At 40.0% G+C, this 16,936-nt stretch carries 12 protein-coding genes; 6 read left to right on the top strand and 6 right to left on the bottom strand.

From position 1 onward, the window contains the following. Positions 1-9 precede the first annotated feature (9 nt). The 6 genes from LVD15_RS01645 to LVD15_RS01670 all read right to left on the bottom strand — a co-directional run bounded on the left by LVD15_RS01645 (position 10) and on the right by LVD15_RS01670 (position 10,076). Complete coding sequence (locus LVD15_RS01645; protein ID WP_233778551.1) at positions 10-1,812, bottom strand: RagB/SusD family nutrient uptake outer membrane protein; 1,803 nt, start codon at positions 1,810-1,812, stop codon at positions 10-12. An 18-nt stretch (positions 1,813-1,830) separates the two neighbouring features. Next, positions 1,831-4,695, bottom strand: a complete 2,865-nt coding sequence (locus LVD15_RS01650) for a SusC/RagA family TonB-linked outer membrane protein (protein WP_233778552.1) — start codon at positions 4,693-4,695, stop codon at positions 1,831-1,833. Then, on the bottom strand, positions 4,634-5,089 hold the full coding sequence (locus LVD15_RS01655; RefSeq protein ID WP_233778553.1) for a carboxypeptidase-like regulatory domain-containing protein: 456 nt from the start codon (positions 5,087-5,089) through the stop codon (positions 4,634-4,636). The genes LVD15_RS01650 and LVD15_RS01655 overlap by 62 nt, the downstream gene beginning before the upstream one ends. Before the next feature lie 235 nt (positions 5,090-5,324). Continuing rightward, complete coding sequence (locus LVD15_RS01660; protein ID WP_233778554.1) at positions 5,325-6,947, bottom strand: RagB/SusD family nutrient uptake outer membrane protein; 1,623 nt, start codon at positions 6,945-6,947, stop codon at positions 5,325-5,327. Between the two features lie 20 nt (positions 6,948-6,967). Then, the gene (locus tag LVD15_RS01665; RefSeq protein ID WP_233778555.1) at positions 6,968-7,342 is read right to left on the bottom strand and encodes a hypothetical protein; all 375 of its coding nucleotides are present in this window, start codon (positions 7,340-7,342) and stop codon (positions 6,968-6,970) included. A gap of 76 nt (positions 7,343-7,418) precedes the next feature. Next, positions 7,419-10,076, bottom strand: a complete 2,658-nt coding sequence (locus tag LVD15_RS01670; RefSeq protein ID WP_233778556.1) for a SusC/RagA family TonB-linked outer membrane protein — start codon at positions 10,074-10,076, stop codon at positions 7,419-7,421. Between the two features lie 248 nt (positions 10,077-10,324). Here LVD15_RS01670 and kduI point away from each other — a divergent pair, with 248 nt between their 5' ends. The 6 genes from kduI to LVD15_RS01700 all read left to right on the top strand — a co-directional run bounded on the left by kduI (position 10,325) and on the right by LVD15_RS01700 (position 16,936). Beyond that, the gene (gene kduI / locus LVD15_RS01675) at positions 10,325-11,164 is read left to right on the top strand and encodes a 5-dehydro-4-deoxy-D-glucuronate isomerase (protein WP_233778557.1); all 840 of its coding nucleotides are present in this window, start codon (positions 10,325-10,327) and stop codon (positions 11,162-11,164) included. A gap of 2 nt (positions 11,165-11,166) precedes the next feature. Further along, a complete protein-coding gene (locus LVD15_RS01680) occupies positions 11,167-11,952 on the top strand; it encodes a gluconate 5-dehydrogenase (protein WP_233778558.1) in 786 nt (261 codons plus the stop codon). 30 nt (positions 11,953-11,982) lie between these two features. Next, a complete protein-coding gene (locus LVD15_RS01685; protein WP_233778559.1) occupies positions 11,983-13,008 on the top strand; it encodes a LacI family DNA-binding transcriptional regulator in 1,026 nt (341 codons plus the stop codon). 74 nt (positions 13,009-13,082) lie between these two features. Next, a complete protein-coding gene (locus LVD15_RS01690) occupies positions 13,083-14,504 on the top strand; it encodes a tagaturonate reductase (protein ID WP_233778560.1) in 1,422 nt (473 codons plus the stop codon). Between the two features lie 17 nt (positions 14,505-14,521). Continuing rightward, complete coding sequence (gene uxaC / locus LVD15_RS01695; protein ID WP_233778561.1) at positions 14,522-15,922, top strand: glucuronate isomerase; 1,401 nt, start codon at positions 14,522-14,524, stop codon at positions 15,920-15,922. A 3-nt stretch (positions 15,923-15,925) separates the two neighbouring features. Then, positions 15,926-16,936 carry a sugar kinase gene (locus LVD15_RS01700; RefSeq protein ID WP_233778562.1) on the top strand — a complete coding sequence of 337 codons (1,011 nt, stop codon included), beginning with the start codon at positions 15,926-15,928 and terminating at the stop codon, positions 16,934-16,936.

A 16,936-nucleotide genomic window follows, 5' to 3' on the forward strand; every position in this document is an offset into this window, starting at 1 on the left:
TTTGCTGTATTATTCACCGAAGCCATAACCATCATTTTGTAATACTCCCTGGCTATTATCAATACCTATAGCAGGAATAGGAAATACATATCTCACGGGGTGAGTATACCTGGCCCAATCTTTAGTTATCCACTCTTCGTAGCCATCAGGCATGGTCTCATCAGAAAGGCCGATAAGCCAATCCATTCGCTCCCAGTTATCAATATCTGCTGGTACCGCTTTAGTATCTGTATCATAAATGATGAGTTCATTCCCATCATGCCTCACCCATAAGCGATCAGGGTATGGTCCAGACTCTGCGTTATCAGCCAGGCGCTTAAGGCCAGCAACTGTTTCCTGTACTTTTTCAGAATATATATTCCACCTGATGAGCTCATATTTACGGATCATCTCTCCGCCAAACTCCCAGGCTCTTTCATCTACAAGTGCATCAAAAAAGGATTCTTTACTATTGGAAACGGTATTGATATAATCATCTACTTTAGTAGACCATACTTCTTCAGGAAAGGCTCGTTGCCTCACCCTTCTGAGCATGTCCTGAGCATCAGCAGTGGGGCCATTAATTTCATTATCGGCTTCAGCATACATCAGCAATACATCGGCATACCTTAACATAGGCCAGTTGATACCCGTACCTTTGTCGGTATTCGATCCCGGAGGGGTGTCTAACCACACTCTGTTAAATTTTCCTTGAGCTATACCATTGATATCCACTAATTCTTGCGGTTCCAAATCCTCAACACTGGCAGTTTCATTAGGGTATTTGTAAAGGGCACAAGTAACATCTCTTCTTACATCTGAAGAGTCAAATGAATAATAATAAGTAGCAGGAATGCTCATATAATTACTACTAGTACCGTAAGGACCTGATTCTACTCTGATACCAATATTCCAACCTACATCTCCTTCACCTATAGCAAAAGGCACCTCAAAAAGGATATCGCTGGCATCACCTGCTGGTTGGGTAAATTTGGCCAGGTTCACAAACATCTGCTTGTAGTCCTGCGGTAACCGTCTGTCTTGCTGATCGATCAGCTTTTTAGAATACATTCTGGCAGTATCATAGTAGCTGAGGTAGTCTGACTGCCTGTCCATAGTCATATCAGGTTTTAGGTACCAGCCACCTCGCTGAAGTGATAGCCTGGCTATCATACCTAGTGTATAATCACGGTTAACCTGTTCTATACCATAAGGAGCCTCGGCTGCCCAGTACATTCCTTCTTCTGCCGAGATCATATCATGAATTACATATGAAAGAATCTCATTTCTATCCGTTTTGGCTACATTGAATTCTACTCCGGGCTTAGGTGCTTCTACCAGAAAAGGAACATCTCCAAAATAGAACACTAAAATGCTATACCAATACGCTCTAAGCGTATAAGCTTCTCCTAATAAATGGCTCATTTTTTCTACCTCTACCACATCATCAGAGTTATAGGCTTCACTTGCCAGTATGGCTTCAATAGCAAAATTAGCATCTCTAATAGCCTGATAAGCTATACTCCAAACATAGTCTAGATCTCCATTATTTTCCTGAGCATTAAGATCCCAGATCTGATAACGGGCGCCGTCACTGCCCCATCCACTCTGGTGTTCTATATCTGTATTACCTGTCATGTTATTAGATAATCTTGATCGAAAACCATCATGACTGAAATGCACATAGATAGAATTAACGCCCCGCCTTGCTTCTTCCGCATTGGAATACACATAATCCAAATCGAAATAAGAGATTGGTTCTGACTCCAGATAGTCGTCACATGAAAAAGACGATAGGATCAGAAGGGTGATAAGTATATATTTCAATTTCATATCCTCTAATGTTTTGTCTTAAAAAGTAATATTCACACCTACAGTATAAGATCTGCTTCTTGGGTAAGATGAGTAATCCACCCCGGGTGTAAGCAGCTGATAGGTACTACTTCTACTGGTACTTACTTCAGGATCATAACCTGAGTAGTTAGTCCACAGTGCCAGATTATAGCCTGTAGCATAAATTCTGAATTGAGTAAGTTTATACTTAGAAACCAGAGATACCGGTAAAGTATATCCTATGGTCAGGTTATTGAGCCTAATGAAAGAACCATCTTCTATCCCCCAATCAGTGAGCACTGCTGTGGCAGTTCCAAATGAGTTATTACCACTCCACATGGTTTTACCCTGATTCATTTCTCTCAACTGTTCCAGGTCAGTAACTACCTCCCCAGGAGTGCCGGTATAAGCACCATCTACGTCTATATAAGTAAATCGGTCATTAGAATTCATGGTACTAAGCATGTTACCATAAGTCGTGCGGTACATTTGATTAAATTCTATTTTACCTGTGTTATAGATATCATTTCCATAAGACCAGTTAAAGAATACAGAAGCATCAAAACCTTTGTAGCGGGCATTAAAACCAAAACCACCTTGCGCTTTAGGTAGCGCATTTCCTATCACTTTTCTATCTTCACTGGTTATTTTTCCGTCACCGCTAATATCTCTGATTTTCATGTAGCCAGGCCTTAAGCCATCGGTTCCTACTCCCAAGGTGGCTCCACTATTAGGCACCCCTTCTTTTAAAGTATACTGACCTGTGGCTTCATCATAACCCGCGAAGTCATCTACGGTATACATACCATCATTTACATAACCATAAATAAGGCCTATGCTTTCACCTACTCTCAAGAGGTAATCATTTCTGTCTTTCAGGTCAGTACTGGCCCAGTTAGACTGGAAAAAACGTTCATTGGTTCCATCCAATTTCTCGATGGTTGTTCGGTTCAAACCAAAATTGATATTGGCTGAAATAGAAAAGTCAGATTTATCTATGATATACCCTTCAATTCCCATTTCAATACCTTTATTGGAAGTTTCGCCTATGTTGTCCCACTGCGTTTCAAAGCCTGAATTAGGTGCAATAGCTTTATCTAGCAATAAATCCGTAGTGGAATTATAGTAAGCATCAATGCTACCTGTAACTCTGGCTTTAAACAATGAGAAGTCAACCCCAAGGTTTCTACTTACCGTAGTTTCCCAAATGATGAATGGGTTATAAAGAATATCAGAAGAGGGTGAATAATAAATGCCATACTCATTACCAAAGCCTGGGCCATTATTAGTATTAGGGCTAAATAATAAACGAGTAGCATCAGCATTTACATTGTCATTACCTATTTCACCATAACTCACTCTAAGCTTTAGCTGGTCTACAAATGATACGTTTGACATGAAAGACTCTTCATTAATCTTCCAACCGAGTGCTACCGCAGGGAACACACCTACTCTATTGTCTTTTAAGAATCTGCTACTGGCATCTCTACGGATAGTCGCTGTTAAAAGGTATTTATTATTGAATTGATAATTAACCCTACCAAAGAGAGAGAATTTACTTACTTCCAGAAACTCTTGTGTATCATGAAAAACATCTCCCTCGCCCAACTGCATATTAGCAAAAAGCTCTTCAGGTGTAATAGAGACACGATACTCTTCTCTTGTAATGGATTCACCTTTACCACCGGCTCCATTTATCTCATGTCCTACAAGAACATTCAGTTTATGCCTACCTAGATTAGAAAAATCGTAGTTAACGGTATTATACCATCTATAATTCCAGTTTTCACGATCCGTTTTCATGCCTATAGGTAAGCCACTACCTTCTTGCTGGGCGCGGCTGGTAAGAGGACCATAAAATCTGAGATCTTCTCTAAATTTAGTAGTACCGTTTAGTACAGTATTAAAGGTAAGTCCGTCTATAACATTCCATTCTATACCTGCATTAAAAGCATAGTTTTTATCTGATCGTTTTCTCCAGTCTTGCTCGGCCAGCTCAGTAGGATTGATCAGACTTAACAGAAAAGACTGATAATCATCATTGGCATCTATCTGATTAAGATCAAGGTCCAATTCATCCGCCACTCCATTAACCGGCCTGGCCAGTACGGCATCTTTCACCCTTAACTGTGAGCTACCTGAGGTTCCGGCTCCGTTTACCTGTGTATAAGTGACCCTGGCTCCAAAGTCAAAGTTCAACCTTCTGCTTATCTCCTGACCTAGTTTAAAGTTAAGTGAGTTACGGGTATAGCCCGATCCTGAAATAAGGCCTTCTTCATCGTTATTAGTTAAGCTAAGCGATAACTTAGTTTTTTCTGTACCTCCATTTAATGATAAATTATGATACTGTGAAAACTGAGTATCTCCAAAAAGCTCATCTTGCCAATCAGTAGCTTTCTTTTGCTTGTAAAGTTCAAGGTCATCATACTTACCATAATATTTTTCGAAATTTTCTACATCTTGTTCAGAACGTAGCTTGGCTCTTTCATAGTTAGCCATTACATAATCATAAGGAGACAGAACATCGTATTCTCTGTCTTTAGGGAAGGTATTGAATTTAGCAAAGCCGTTATAATTAATAGAAAGGCGGCCTGCTTTAGGCTTCTTAGTATTGATGATAATAACTCCATTGGCAGCACTAGCACCGTAAATGGCCGTAGCAGCTGCATCTTTTAATACATCAATACTGGCAATATCTGTAGGGGGAATATCTCTGATGCTTTCCATGATAAAGCCATCAACCACATAAAGAGGGGTATTATCCTGGGTGATGGAACCTCCACCTCTTACTCTAATTACAATTTCAGCATCTGGTGAGCCATCAGTAGTTTGTACTCGTACACCAGGTAGCCGACCGGTAATAGCTTCTGCCGCACTGGCCACTGGTATTTTTTTTAAGTGTTTCGGCACTTACTGAGGCCACGGAACCAGTAAGATCGGTTTTCTTTACTTTACCATAACCCACATCTACAATTTCTACAGCATCCAGCTGTGTAATATCTTCTTCGAGGGTAATGTTTAACGTAGATTGGTTGCCCACTTCCACTTCCTGGGATTTCATACCAATAAAAGAGAAAACCAGAACATCTCCTGATTTGACTTTGACCTGAAACTCACCACTAAAATCAGTAGTGGTTCCATTTGTAGTGCCTTTCACAATAACAGAAACACCCGGAAGTATTTCTCCTTCAGCATCCTTTACGGTACCTGAGACCATGCCACTTTGAGCGCTACTCCTATAAGGCAGTAGCGTAGCGCCCAGTAGGATCAGGACCATAAGTTCATTTTTTAACAGTAGTAGTATTTTACTCATAGTGTGTAAGGTTGCGTTAAAACTAGATAGACATTTGTGCAATCGATTTCATAAGTTAAAATTCATTTCCTATCATTTGGAACTATATAAAAGTATAAAATAAAAATTAATATTCAATATAAATGTAAACGATTGCACAATAATTTTTTAACGTATTTTTAACATTAAATCATTATGCAATCGTTATCTAAGCTAATGCTTATCTATATGCGGGATTCTGCTGAAAGCTATCATCTCTATTAAGATCTAAAGCATCTTGAGGAATAGGCCTGAGGATTTTAAGTGCTCCTCCGTTACCATTAAAGTCATCTTCTTCTATAAGCGGGTTATAAGTAGAGGCTCTTTCTACCAGCGTACCTGTTCTTTTCAGGTCGAACCAGCGTTTGTATTCACCGAGCAACTCACGACCACGTTCATCCAAAATGTAGTCAATATCAAAATCAGCACTAGCTGCATCTGGCATGCCTGAGCGATTTCTTACTTCATTTAATCTCTCTAAACCCGTTCCTGCCTGGCCAGCACCAAGATAAGCCTCTGCTGCTATAAGGTAAGTTTCCCCTAAGCGTGCCATAATGAAATCTCGTGAACTGGTTCTGCCTCCATCACCAGCATAAATAGAATTAGGATCATCAAACTTCTTCACTATTATAGTGCTAAAGTCTAGCGAAACATTGCCCCCTTCAGGATCATAGTCTCCATAAGAATGATAAATAACTCCAGAATGAGCAGCCACATAATCTATACTATCTGCAGCATCAAACCACTGAGGCTCATAAAAGTGAGCTACGGGTATATCTGATAAATCAGATTCTCTGAAATAAGCATAGTAAGGCGTATATACTTCCACCATAAAAGTGGCCTCCCAGCGTGCATCTCCTTCCTCAAAAAGATCAATAGCATATCTGGTAGGGCATAATGTATATGACTTATACGGAGCTTCACCATTCACCTCACTACCTCCCAGATAAGAACCAAAGAAATTTTGTTGCTGATTACCCAAATTCTGAGGATCTGTACTTATCGACCCTTCACTATACTGTACAGAAAACAGCACCTCTGAATTTATTTCATTTCCAGGCATCCATAGCTCTTCAAAAGGTATTGTCAAGGCTTGTCCATCAATTGCTGCATCAGCATAAGAAGCAGCTGTTTCAAAGTCATCAGCCTCTGCGAAACTTTCATAAGCTCTGGTTAAATGGACTAGTGCTAAATAATGCCTTATAGCGCGCTGCGTCACTCTTCCTTCAAAACTCCCTGCTGATACGGCAGGCAAAGCCGCCTCCATTTCAGATATAATAAATCCATAAACTGTTGCCGCACTCGCTCCTTCAAATTCTAATTCTATACCTGTAATATAGTCTTCAACTAACGGGACTCCCCCATAGGTCTGCACTAACATAAAATAAGATAGCGCCCTTAAAAATCTCACCTCTGCCACATATTGATCTATCAACCCTGTTTGTTCAGTTATATCAGAATAATAAATAGCTGTATTTGCTCTTTGTATCGCCTGAAAGCATAAAGTGTAAAGAAAGTCTACCCCTTCTGATTGAGAATTCAATTCGACGTACTGACTCAATCCCACGGGTTCAGAATTTCTACCTTCCATATACATATCGGTACCCGCCATAAAAAGCCAAGGATCTTGACCAAAAATCTCCCTCAATGTTGAATAATTAGCATTTATCAAGGATTGAAATCCTTCTTCTGTAACATAGAACTCTTCCCCGGTAGGATTACTTTTACTTTCTTCTTCCAGAAAATCTGAACAACCGAAGAGCATTACTAATGCCATCGTAAATATTATTGCAATTCTTTTCATGTCATTTAAATTTTTGAGGATTAGAATTTCAGACTTAGACCAAATTGAGTAGTAACACTACCTACACGTCCAACTCCTAAAGAGGCATCAGCCCATTCCGGGTCGTAACCGGTATAATCTGTAAACACAAATGGGTTAAGCACATTTACATATACTCTGAGTTGCTCTATTTTCCACTTGCTTAAAAGATTTTGAGGAATAGTATAGCCAAGTGATATGTTATTCACCTTCACATAAGAAGCGTCTTTATAGTAGCCCACTCCATTATTTCTCCAGTAAGTACCTCCATTTCTTGGCTGCGGGTAAGAGTTAGAAGCCTGCGCTGGCACACCAACATTATTCTCTGGAATATACCAATCCGCCACATCCAGTTTTTGACGGCCTCTATCCCGCATATCTTCGAAATTCGCATGAAAATTACTGTATACTGTCACGCCTTGCACTGCAGATATGGTGAAAGTAAAATCAAAATTAAAAAGGTTTAAACGTGATATTATCCCCCCCCGTCCAATCCGGATTCGCATTTCCAATAATAAATCTATCATCATCAGGGTTGATTTTCCCATCATCATTAACATCTGTTACTTTGGCCTGCCCTTCTGTTTGGTTATAAGATTCTGCTTCATCAATTTCATCGGCCTGCCATATACCCGCGAATTCATAATTATAATGCGCATCTATCGACTCCCCAATAAACCAACCATTCGCAATATCATCTTCTTCCTCTTGCCCGTAAATACTTTGTATCTCATTAGTATTCTTAGTGAAAGTAAAGGTTGTTTCCCAACTCAATCGTTCATTTCTAATATTAGTAGTTGTTAACAACACCTCTACCCCGCGATTCCTAACTGATGCCGCATTGGCATTAATAAGTGAATAACCTGTTTCATAGGGAATTCGCTGCTCCACCAAAAGTTCATCAGAAGTTCTACTGTACCAGTCTATGCTACCACTTATACGATAATCCAACAATGAAAAATCTACTCCTCCATTAATCTCTGTAGTTTTTTCCCAAGTTAAATTTTTATTAGCCAACGTATCAGCCACAAAACCTTGCACATTATTGTTGCCATAATTGTAGAAGACTTGATTAGTAAGAACATTTAGAGAGGAATACGGATCAACATTATTATTTCCTGTAGCTCCATAACTCACTCTAAATTTCAGGTCTGAAATGGCATCTACATCCATAAAATCCTCCTCACTTATTCTCCAACCTACGGCAGCTGAAGGGAAACTATCCCATCGGTTATCTTCTGGAAAAAGAGAAGATCCATCCCAGCGGTTAGTAAGAGTTACTAGATACCTATCTTTGTAGGTATAATTAAGTCGTAAAGCAAAAGAAGCCAATTGACTTTTAAAAAATCCATTGCCCAGATTATAGCTAGATTGACTACCTGAACCAACATTATAAAATTCCTTATCAAATGGTTGATATCTCGAAGACAAGAATGAGTTTTCGGTCCTATCTACAAAAATACTTTGTAGAGCTAAGGCGTTGAATGAATGGTCTCCATAGGTTTTATTGAAGTTAAGTTGATTATCCCAGGTATAATTAAAGTTTTCATAATTAGATACGCTTGAAGACGCCTGATCTCCAAAGCTAATTCCTTCATTAGTCATAGCTCCGAAATAAACACCTCTTCTTGCGCTCTGTAAACCCACTGAAAAAGCTGTCTGAAATGATAGCCAATCGACAATATCATACTTAATATAAGTATTACCAACCCCATTCCACTGACGGGTTTCATCGCTAGAGTTTTGGATTTCCAAAAGAGGGTTGTAGGTACTAGTCTTATCAGCCACAAAATTACCGTTCACATCGGTGAGCTTACCCGGTTGAGGAAAGAGCTCTCCTACTATTTCATCATTGTTTTCATCTAATGCCCATGGTGACAGAAATGGATTCAACCTAAAAGCTTCTTGCATGGCCAATTGACTACCTCGCTGCAGATTAGTAAGCGATAATGAAATATTTACACCTACTTTGAGTTTATTATTGATTTCTTGATCAATTCCAGACCTAAGTGTAAATTTCTCTAACTCTTCATTTTCTATGTTACCCGTTTCTTTTTGATACCCTAAACCTAAAGTATAAGCTGAGGCACCTTCCCTGTGTGCTATTGATAAGTGATTATTTGTTTGAGTGCCGGTTTTCAAAACCGCATCATACCAGTCAAACCCATCCAGATTGTCAAAACGTTCTCGGAGCACTGCATTGTTACTTACCGGCAACACTACTTCATCAATATACTCTTCAGGTGTAAGGCCTGCACCATTATTAGATGTAGCCAAATACGCAGAAGTGTGGTAATATTTCCATTTTTCTGGACTCATCATCTCTGGCAAACGGGCCGTGCTTTTCATACCTACAAAAGATTCAAAGGAAAAAGAGGTACCAGACGGGATATTAGCTCCTGATTTTGTTTGTACGATCACCACTCCATTAGACCCTCTGGAACCATAGATAGCTGCTGAAGAAGCATCTTTAAGAATGTCTATTTTAGCAATGTCTTGAGGATTCAAAAAGTCAATTGACTCGGTAATAACTCCATCTACTACATATAGCGGTCCATTTGAACTTCCTTTTAAAGAGTTTTTCCCTCTTATAGTCACGTTAAAGCCATCTCCTATCCTACCTGTAGAATTGGTAATTTGCACTCCGGAAACACTACCTTGTAAAGAGGCTATGGGGTTAGTAGCTCCGCGTTCTGTAATGGTTTTTGATTCCACTGCGGCTATAGCCCCCGTAAGGTCTTTCTTCTTTTGGGTTCCATACCCCACAACCACCACTTCTTCCAGCTCTGAGATATTTTCCTGCATTACAATATCTATTGTACTCCTGCCAGAAATGGGCACTTCCTGCGGACTCATACCTATAAAAGAAAACATCAAAGTAGCATCTGAGGAGACTTCCAAAGTATATCGCCCTTCGGGTCCTGTAATGGTACCATTAGAAGTTCCTTTTTCAATAATAGATACGCCAGGCAACTTTTCTCCTGTATCATCCTCTACCGTACCTGATACTGTGGTACTCTGCGAGTACCCCTGAAGAGGAGGCAATAACAATGCGGCTGCCAGTAGCGAATAGGCAAACACATGCTTTAAATATTGAACAATTTTAATCATGAGTGATAGGTTTAAATTAAAATTAATAGGTTATTAAGTGCAATCGATTGCATTTTAGTGATTATAAAACCTAAACCAAAATGAAATCGTCACTTTTTTCTAAAAACCAATATTTTTGCAGTATTATAATGGAATTATGAGTATTTTATTTTATGTTAGCTCATAGATAGCTTGTCCAAAAGGACGATATACGTAATTAAATATCTATTTTTGAGCAATCGTTTACACACACCTAATCAAGTTAAACCATGAGCATCAAATATTCAGTAAGACACGCCATCCATCATGAAGACAGCAAAAATTATGATACGGAAAAACTGCGTAGTTCCTACTTAATTGAAACCCTGTTTGAACCCGACGCTATTAATGCGGTATACACATTATATGACCGTCTCATTGTGGGAGGCATACACCCTAAAACCAAGTCATTAAAATTAGAAGCCTTTGACACTTTAAAAGCTGAAAATTTTCTTGATAGAAGAGAAATAGGAATTATTAACGTAGCCAGCCCTACCAAAGTAACCGTAGACGGCACTGACTATGAAGTGGGCACTAAAGAGGCCTTATATATAGGCATGGGAGCCAAAGATGTTACTTTTCACCCGGCCACTTCAGGAGAAACTAAATTATACTTTAACTCTGCTCCTGCACATGCCAGCTACCCTACCCGAAAAGTTTCTTTAGATGAAGCTGAAACCGTAGAACTGGGAAGCCTGGAAGAGTCTAACCACAGAGTAATAAGAAAAGTACTGGTTAACTCAGTAGTTAAAACCTGCCAATTGCAAATGGGAGTTACTGAGCTAAAAGCAGGGAGCGTATGGAATACCATGCCTGCACATACCCATGACCGCCGCATGGAGGCCTACTTTTATTTCGAACTGCCTGAAGATGCCGCTGTTTGTCATTTTATGGGTCCACCTAATGAGACCCGACATATTTGGCTAAAAAACCATCAAGCTGTAATTTCGCCACCATGGTCAATACATAGTGGTGCCGGAACTTCTAACTACACCTTTATTTGGGGTATGGCAGGAGAGAATCTGGACTATGGCGATATGGATAAAGTAGCACCTACAGACCTTAAATAACCATGAAACTATTTGACCTAACCGATAAAATTGCATTGATCACCGGAGGTACTCACGGCCTGGGCATGGCTATGGCCAAAGCCCTGGGAGATGCTGGAGCTACCCTGATTATCAATGGACATACGCCTTCTAAAATGAAAGCTGCTATGGACAGCTATCAGGCTGAAGGCTATAAAGCGCATGAATTTATTTTTGATGTCACCAATGAAGAAGAGGTGATTGAAAATATAAAGAAAATAGAAACTGAAATAGGCCCAATAGACATTTTGGTAAACAATGCCGGAATGATCCAGCGGGTACCAGCACTGGAAATGGAAGTAGATGATTTCCGCAAGGTGCTGGATGTAGATATTACAGGACCATTTATTATGGCTAAGCAAGTGGCCAAATACATGGTAGAAAGAAAAAAAGGAAAAATCATCAACATTTGCTCCATGATGAGTGAATTGGGTAGAAATACAGTATCCGCTTATGCTGCGGCCAAAGGAGGGCTTAAAATGCTCACCCGCAATCTGGCTACAGAATGGGCTAAATACAATATTCAGGTCAATGGTATTGGTCCGGGTTATTTTGCTACCGACCAAACCGCGCCTATCCGTGTTGATGGTCATCCTTTCAATGATTTCATTGTAAACAGAACGCCTGCTGGCAGGTGGGGAGATCCGGAAGATCTGGGCGGCACTACAATTTTTCTGGCTAGTAAAGCGAGTGATTTTGTGAATGGACAGATCATTTATGTAGATGGCGGTATATTAGCCACTATAGGAAAACCCATGAATGAGTCCTAATAAATTAAAAAATACGGGTATAACCATAAAATGGCTGGAAAATCAAAAACTACTATTCATGATATAGCTTCAAAGCTAAATATTACTGCTTCTACGGTTTCAAGGGCGCTGAATAATAACCCACGTATAAGCAAAGCTACCAGAAAAGCCGTGCTGAAGGCTGCTAAAGATCTTAACTATCAGCCAAATAACATAGCTGCGGCATTGCGTAATGGTAAGAGCCATATTATTGGAGTAGTTGTACCCACGGCTAACAGGGCCTTTTTCTCCTCTGTAGTAAGAGGTATAGAAGAAATAGCTAACAAACTAAATTATAAAGTGATCATTTGTCAATCATACGAAAATTATGACCAGGAGGTGCAAACTATAGATGCCCTGCTCAGCGCTCGTGTGGATGGCATAATAGCCTCTATTAGTAAAAATACGCTTGATTTTGAACACTTTAAAAAGGCTCAGGACAGAGGTACTCCCGTAGTGCTTTTTGACCGTACTACTGATGAAATAGAAACCGGCCAGGTAATGATAGATGACTACCTTGGAGCTTATAAGGTAACAGAACACCTTATAGAACAAGGCTGCAAGCGTATCGCTCATTTCACTAACCCTATAAAAATTAATATCTATAAAGATAGACTTCGTGGCTACCTGGATGCGCTGAGAGACAATAACCTTGAAATTATTGATGAGCTCATAGTAGAAAGCAATATGCAACTGGAAGATGGCCGTGAGAGCATGGAAAAATTGCTTGAACTAGACGAATGGCCAGATGCTATTTTCTCTGCCAGTGACTATGGTGCCATGGGTGCCATGCAGGTGCTAAAAGAAAGACAGATCAAAATACCTGAACAGGTAGCTTTGGCTGGCTTTAGTAATGAGCCCTTCACCTCGTTTACAGACCCTACGCTCACTACCGTAGATCAGCTAAGTATAACGATGGGTAAGGTATGCGCAGAACTGTTTTTCAAACAAATAAAGGCTGGCAATAAAAAAGAGCTGCCTCAGAAAACGGTACTCAAGCCTGAGTTAATCATTAGACAATCATCTTTAAAAAAATAAGGCCTATGATCCATCTGTTTAAACACGTTTTTAAGGACAATCGATTGCACATCCCTCATTAAAATAAACCAAACATGAAACCTCTCAATAAACAAACTGCTGGTGTATCTACACAACCTCCTGTTAAAGTGCTACAGTTCGGAGAAGGCAACTTCTTACGTGCTTTTGTAGATTGGGTAATAGACATTTTAAATGAAAAGGCCAATTTCAACGGCAGTGTTCATATTGTACAGCCCATAGCTCAAGGAATGGTTAATATGCTGAATGATCAGGATTGCCTGTATCATGTGCTCTTACAAGGCATTAAAAACGGCAACACTATAGATGATAAAAGGCTAATTACCAGCATATACTCTGCTTCCAACCCTTATGATGACTATAAGGCATATCTGGCATTAGGAGAAAATCCTGAATTAGAGTTTATGATCTCTAATACCACTGAGGCTGGCATTAAGTTTTCTGAAGTAGACGAATCATCTGTAACTCTACCAGACACATTTCCTGGTAAGCTCACCGCACTGCTTTATCATAGATACAAATTCTTTAAAGGAGCCGCAGACAAAGGCCTTACTCTTATTCCTTGTGAGTTGATAGAGCACAACGGCACTACGCTCAAGAAAACCATAATGCAGTATATCCAACATTGGCACTTGCCTGATGATTTTGCCCTTTGGATAGAAAACCATAACCGTTTCTGCAATACATTGGTAGACAGAATAGTACCTGGCTTCCCTCGTGAAAACATAAAAGAAATACAAACTGAGCTGGATTTTGAAGATAATCTGGTAGTAAAAGCAGAACCATTTTTACTGTGGGTAATAGAAGCTCCTGAAGGAGTTAAAGAAGCTTTTCCTACCTATAAAACAGATCTAGATGTACTTTTCGTTAAGGATATCACTCCTTATAGAACCCGAAAGGTAAGGATATTAAACGGCGCGCACACTTCTCTGGTGCCCGTAGCTTATCTACACGGAGTAAGAACGGTGCGAGAGGCAGTAGAAAATGACTACACCGGAGCCTTCATTAAAAAAACAATTTTTGAAGAGATAGTCCCTACGCTTGACCTTCCGGCTGAAGAGCTGGAAAAATTTGCCAATGCCGTTTTGGAAAGGTTTAAAAACCCTTTTATAAGCCATGAACTCATTTCTATAGCACTAAATTCTGTCTCTAAATATAAAGTAAGGGTGCTGCCGTCGTTATTAGAATATAAAAAGAGAAAAGGCAGCCTTCCTGAAAATCTGGTTCACGCGCTGGCCGCACTAATCGTCTTTTACAGGGGCGAATGGAATGGAGAATCTATCGCGCTAAATGATAGTGATGATGTACTGACTTTCTTCAAAGAAATATGGAATGGTAAGCAAGAGGAAATAGCACCAAAAGTATTATCTAACACTGCTTTCTGGGATCTGGATCTATCACAAGTAGCAGGCTTGAGTGCCGCTGTTCAAAAAGAGATCAGCAGCATATTATTATCAGAAAAAGAAAAATCGTATTAAAAAACACCTATAGCACCATGTCTTTTTTATCAGAGAACTTCCTTCTCGAAACCAAAACAGCACAGCAGTTATACCATGATCATGCTGCTAAAATGCCTATTATAGATTATCACTGCCACCTCCCTCCTAACGAGATTGCTAGTGACAAAAATTTTGAAAACCTCACTCAGATATGGCTGAATGGTGATCATTATAAATGGCGTGCTATGCGTACTAACGGCATAGATGAAAAGTTCTGCACCGGAAATGCCAGTGATTACGAGAAATTTGAAAAATGGGCGGCCACAGTGCCTTACACCATGAGAAATCCACTTTATCACTGGACTCACATGGAGCTCAAAAAGCCGTTTGGCATTCAAAAAATACTTAAGCCACAAACGGCCCGTGAGATATATGATGCCTGTACCGAAATGCTACAAACTCCAGAGTTTAGCGTAAGAGGCATCCTCAAAAAAATGAATGTAAAAGTAGTTTGCACTACTGATGATCCTATTGATAGCCTGGAATATCACCAGCAACTTAAAGATGAGGGTTTTGAAATAAAAATATTACCCGCCTTTAGAGCTGATAAGTTATTAGCCATAGAGAATTCATCTGTATTCTTACCTTATTTGGATAAGCTCAGTGAAGTATCAGGCATAGCTATCAATAATTATTTGACCTTGCTAGATGCCTTACAGAAGCGCCATGATTACTTCCATGATATGGGCTGCAGGCTTTCAGACCATGGTTTAGAAACTGTTTATGCAGATGACTTTTCTCCAGAAGAAATCAAAAAAATCTTCGCGAAAGCGCTAAGCAAGCAAGAATTAACAGCTGAAGAAGTAAGTAAATTCAGATCTGCCATTTTATTTGATATGGCTGTAATGGATCATGCCAAGGGCTGGACACAGCAGTTTCACTTAGGCGCACTCAGAAATAATAACAGCCGCATGATGCGCGAATTGGGTCCTGACACAGGCTTTGATTCTATTGGTGATTTTGACGTAGCTCAGTCACTGGCTCGCTTTATGGATAAACTGGATAACACTAACCAGCTTACCAAAACCATACTTTATAACCTCAACCCGAGTCAAAATGAGCTATATGCTACCATGATCGGTAACTTTAATGATGGTTCTACGCCGGGTAAAATACAGTACGGCTCGGCCTGGTGGTTTTTAGATCAAAAAGATGGTATGACCCGGCAGATGAATGCCCTCTCTAACATGGGGCTACTAAGTCGTTTTGTAGGCATGCTAACAGACTCAAGAAGCTTCCTTTCTTATCCCAGACATGAATATTTCAGAAGAATATTATGTAATCTCATTGGAAACGATGTAGAGAATGGTGAACTTCCTGAGAGCGAAATGCAATGGCTGGGTGAAATGGTAGAAAACATCTGTTATAACAATGCTAAAAACTATTTTGATTTTTAAAATATGAGCAAAAAGGTAGTCACATTTGGCGAAGTAATGCTTCGCCTTTCTACACCCAATCACTCTCGTTTTGTACAATCAACCCAGTTTGACGCCACTTATGGCGGTGGTGAAGCTAATGTAGCAGTGTCTCTGGCTCAGCTGGGCCTGAAGTCAGCTCATGTAACCCGCTTCCCGGATAATGAACTGGGCAAGTCAGCTACCAATCAGCTGAGGGGCTATGGCGTAAATACGGATGCTGTCATTTTTGGTGGCCACCGTATGGGATTGTATTTTCTGGAAACAGGTAGCAGCGTAAGGCCCAGCAAAATAATATATGACCGCGCTGGTTCTTCCTTTGCTGATATTGCTCCTGACATGCTTAATTGGGATGAAATACTGGAAGGTGCCGACTGGTTTCACTGGACGGGCATCACCCCTGCTATATCTCAAGGAGCGGCTGATTGTTGTAGAAAAGCCATTGAAGTAGCCAATAAAAAAGGAATTACAGTCTCAGGAGACATTAACTACCGCAAAAACTTGTGGCAATATGGTAAAAAGGCCTCTGAAGTTATGCCTGACCTCATTGCAGGCTGCGACCTACTTGTAGCCAGCACTCATGATGCCAAAGACATACTGAAAATAGAAGCTCAAAGTTCTACTAATAAGGAAGTGGCTGTTTTTCAAGAGATCATAAACCAATTCCCTAAAGTAAAGAAAATAGTGACCACCGAAAGAGGGTCTATCAGTGCCTCTCATAACACCCTTACCGGACATTTATATGATGGAGCTGAATTAATGAAAACAGAAGTTTTTGAAGTGAACCCCATTGTAGATCGTGTAGGTGGTGGTGATGCTTTTATTGCAGGCGTTATTTACGGCCAGCTTATCTATAAAAATGATCAAAAATCCATTGATTTTGGCGTAGCCGCTTCTATACTGAAGCATACTATAGAGCGCGATGCCAACCTGGCAACAGTAGATGAAGTAGAAAACCTCATGCGCGGAAACACTTCCGGTAAAATAATAAGATAA

Source organism: Fulvivirga maritima, assembly GCF_021389955.1.
In the GTDB taxonomy this organism is placed as follows: Bacteria; Bacteroidota; Bacteroidia; order Cytophagales; family Cyclobacteriaceae; genus Fulvivirga; species Fulvivirga maritima.

Excerpts from the sequence above, each read along its gene's own strand:
- LVD15_RS01645 (WP_233778551.1), bottom strand. The coding sequence starts at position 1,812 with ATGAAATTGAAATATATACTTATCACCCTTCTGATCCTATCGTCTTTT.
- LVD15_RS01655 (WP_233778553.1), bottom strand. The coding sequence starts at position 5,089 with ATGGTCCTGATCCTACTGGGCGCTACGCTACTGCCTTATAGGAGTAGC.
- LVD15_RS01660 (WP_233778554.1), bottom strand. The coding sequence starts at position 6,947 with ATGAAAAGAATTGCAATAATATTTACGATGGCATTAGTAATGCTCTTC.
- LVD15_RS01665 (WP_233778555.1), bottom strand. The coding sequence starts at position 7,342 with ATGCGGGATAGAGGCCGTCAAAAACTGGATGTGGCGGATTGGTATATT.
- LVD15_RS01670 (WP_233778556.1), bottom strand. The coding sequence starts at position 10,076 with ATGATTAAAATTGTTCAATATTTAAAGCATGTGTTTGCCTATTCGCTA.
- kduI (WP_233778557.1), top strand. The coding sequence starts at position 10,325 with ATGAGCATCAAATATTCAGTAAGACACGCCATCCATCATGAAGACAGC.
- LVD15_RS01680 (WP_233778558.1), top strand. The coding sequence starts at position 11,167 with ATGAAACTATTTGACCTAACCGATAAAATTGCATTGATCACCGGAGGT.
- LVD15_RS01685 (WP_233778559.1), top strand. The coding sequence starts at position 11,983 with ATGGCTGGAAAATCAAAAACTACTATTCATGATATAGCTTCAAAGCTA.
- LVD15_RS01690 (WP_233778560.1), top strand. The coding sequence starts at position 13,083 with ATGAAACCTCTCAATAAACAAACTGCTGGTGTATCTACACAACCTCCT.
- uxaC (WP_233778561.1), top strand. The coding sequence starts at position 14,522 with ATGTCTTTTTTATCAGAGAACTTCCTTCTCGAAACCAAAACAGCACAG.
- LVD15_RS01700 (WP_233778562.1), top strand. The coding sequence starts at position 15,926 with ATGAGCAAAAAGGTAGTCACATTTGGCGAAGTAATGCTTCGCCTTTCT.